Source organism: Methylobacterium soli (genome assembly GCF_008806385.1).
Lineage (GTDB): Bacteria > Pseudomonadota > Alphaproteobacteria > Rhizobiales > Beijerinckiaceae > Methylobacterium > Methylobacterium soli.
In genome coordinates this window covers 1-2,819 of the sequence record NZ_VZZK01000093.1, presented here as the reverse complement: position 1 = coordinate 2,819, position 2,819 = coordinate 1, and the positions used below count along the sequence as shown (strand labels likewise).

The following is a 2,819-nucleotide window of genomic DNA, read 5'->3' as shown; positions in this document are numbered from 1 at the left end:
TCGAGCACTATCTCCAGTACGGCGAGCGCGAGGGCCGGAGCCCCAGCCCCGACTTCTCGGCCGAGGCCTATCTCCACGCCAATCCGGACGTGGCGGCGGCCGGGGTCAACGCGCTGGCGCATTACCTGACCTTCGGCCAGGACGAGGGCCGTTCGGTCCTGGCCGGCGCGGCGGAAGGGCAGGGCCAGGGGCGCCTGATCGGCGATTTCGACGCCGATTTCTACCTCGCCCGATACGCGGACGTGGCGGCGGCCGTGCCGGCCGGGCATGTCCCGGCTTCCTTCGCCCTGGAGCACTACCTCCACTATGGGGCGAGCGAGATGCGCAACCCGAACGCCGCGTTCGACACGGCCTTCTACCTGGCGCAGAACCCGGATGTCGCCGCCTCGGGCGCCAACCCCCTGCTGCATTACCAGGAGGTCGGGTGGCACGAGGGCCGCAACCCGAGCGCGTCGTTCAACACCAACGCGTATCTGGCGAGCCATCCGGAGGTGGCCCAGGCGGGCATCGATCCGCTGGAGCACTACCTCCAGACGGGCGGCCAGACCGGCCACGGCCTGGTCTGATAGTCCAACAATGACTGATCAAATTCCTCGCGGCCTCAGCGCCGCGAGGAAGCGATTTTCCTCTGTGTTCTTAAGGAACAAGACATTGGACCCGCGCAGTGAAAACCTAATGAATCCTGCACAATGTCGTGCAGCTCGCGCGCTTGTCGGCTGGAGTCAGCCGCAATTGGCAAAAAACACCGGAATGGGGATGTCAACAATTGCTGGCTTTGAGCGCGGAAATCGCAATACATCCCGCGAAGCTATTGCAGAAATGCAAGGGGCGTTTGAAGAATATGGAGTTGTTTTTATATCGGAAGATAGAGATGGATCAAAAATTGTTGGATGTGCTATATGTAAAGACTCAAAAATGATATTAAAAAAGTTGCATGGGATTGGCGCGCAAATAGTCGCGATAAGCAATGTGTGAAAATACTTTTCCCAGCGAATGAAGTATTGCTAATTCTCTTATTCTGCGTGCTGTAGATACGAGTGGTGTTTTTTTATAATGCACAAGTCGTGCGGTCTATCCGCTCGAGGTCGCCACCATGTTTTACTCTGCCGATCCCCGTAGCTCGCGTCAGTTTGCGATCCAGCTCTGCAGGCGCACTTGCGGGTTTGGGCTGCCTACGGCGATGTGCCCTGGGAAGTGCAATTGCTGAGGCTGATTTGAGTCGTGGACATCATCTGTCCCGAGGCCCTCTGTCCAAGGGTCGTGCGAACGGTTCGGCTTGCGTGCGGGTCAGCCCGAAAAGTAGAGCCTGTCGCTCACGGTAGGAGGAGTCGAGCGCTCGTGCAAATATAGCGGCGTGCGTGAAAAGGTTGCTCAGCCGCGAAGCTTGTGCATCGCGACGCCCGGACGAACTAGCGCAGGGTCATGAGCAGGAAGTTGGTGCAAATCAGCGCCATATATCCAGCCAGCAGAGTGGCGCTGCGCATCTCCCTCGCCTCCGAGCGGTTGTCGTTAGCAGCGTCTACGATCCCCCAGCCTTTGGGTTGCCTTGGCTAGCAGTGTGTCTCGGACCAGATGGGGCTATCCGCGCCGCTGAAGTCTTTAACACAAGGGCACAAGCGGAAGCCTGCACGACGAAATGTGCAGAGCTGTTCCTGCAAGCGGTCGGGAATGGCAGTAGGATGCGAACCCAGCGCACCCACTGAAGCGCTACGACGGGCTACAGCTTGCTCTAGTGGAACTCACCAAGCGCCTTCAGCTGCGGCGTGGTTCGCTGGCTGGGCATTCTGGAAACGGTAGCAGCGCGGACAGAGCTTGATTAACCTTCCTCGCCAGCACGACGGACTAACTTCAAAAGGCGGAGACGCTTGTTGGGATTGTGAATGCGCATGTAGGCGCGGACCAACGCGCCGCATTCGTTCGCAGCCTCACTGCCAATGACAGACCGCGCGTTGGGTGCGTCACGCAAGCTGAAGACGGACGGAGGCATGCCCAGCGTATCGGCGATCCTGGCCAGCACCTGAGTGGAACGCGCTGATGACGCCTCTGTTGGAGCCCTGCTCGCACTCTCGGACCGGGTCGGCTCGTCATCCGCCGCTCTTTCAAGACATTTCGAAAGCGGTGTCTTTGAGCCCATCACGTCCCCACATCCGTTAGGTCAGCCGTACAGCCAGCGGTCCGCTGTCGGTAGGAGAATTTCCTACAGTTGTATGCCCAACCTTTTCGTACTTGAAGTTGTATCTTGGTGCACTTTAGCACAATGTCGTGATGAGGCAGACGATAGGGAGTGGGAGTGCCTAAGCCCAAAGCCATCCTTTCGCGGATAGGTTCGAGCGCCCTTCAGGCGGCCTTGGATGCCTCAGACGTCATCGGCGAGTGGACCTGGGACATCTCCACCAACTGCGTGCGCTCGGACGCCTTAGTCGCGCTACTGTTCAGCGTGGATCCTGACCTTGCGGAAGCCGGGGCGCCGTTCACCGCGTTCACCGGCAGCATCCATGCGGAAGACCGCGAGCGTGTCACCCAGCTGATCGGGGCATGCGCCCACGCTGGCGGCTCGTACGTGGCTGAGTATCGCGTGTGCTCGGCGGACGACGTTATCCGCTGGGTCCTGACAAGGGGACGATTTGAGCTTGATGCGTCAGGTGGTCCGTGGCGTGGCCGTGGCATTACCATCGACATTACGCAGAGCCGGATGGGCGAGCACGCTTACGTCCACAGCGAGAAGGCAGCCTCTGGCCATCCTCTGGATCAAGCTGGAGTGGCCCCCAATTTGACCGGACACCGGGCGCAACCGTGAGGGCCTAGGTGGACGCCTAGGC

General features: G+C 59.7%; 2 protein-coding genes and 1 pseudogene. All 3 read left to right on the top strand.

From position 1 onward, the window contains the following. A pseudogene (locus tag F6X53_RS31815) lies at positions 1–566 on the top strand (alkaline phosphatase); the annotation flags it as partial. Positions 567–675: 109 nt separating this feature from the next. Continuing rightward, positions 676–975, top strand: coding sequence for a helix-turn-helix domain-containing protein (locus F6X53_RS31810; RefSeq protein WP_151005901.1), 300 nt, complete (start codon positions 676–678; stop codon positions 973–975). Between the two features lie 1,315 nt (positions 976–2,290). Beyond that, positions 2,291–2,797: a PAS domain-containing protein gene (locus tag F6X53_RS31805; protein WP_191971095.1), complete on the top strand. Its 507-nt coding sequence runs from the start codon at positions 2,291–2,293 to the stop codon at positions 2,795–2,797. The last annotated feature ends 22 nt before the right edge of the window (positions 2,798–2,819 follow it).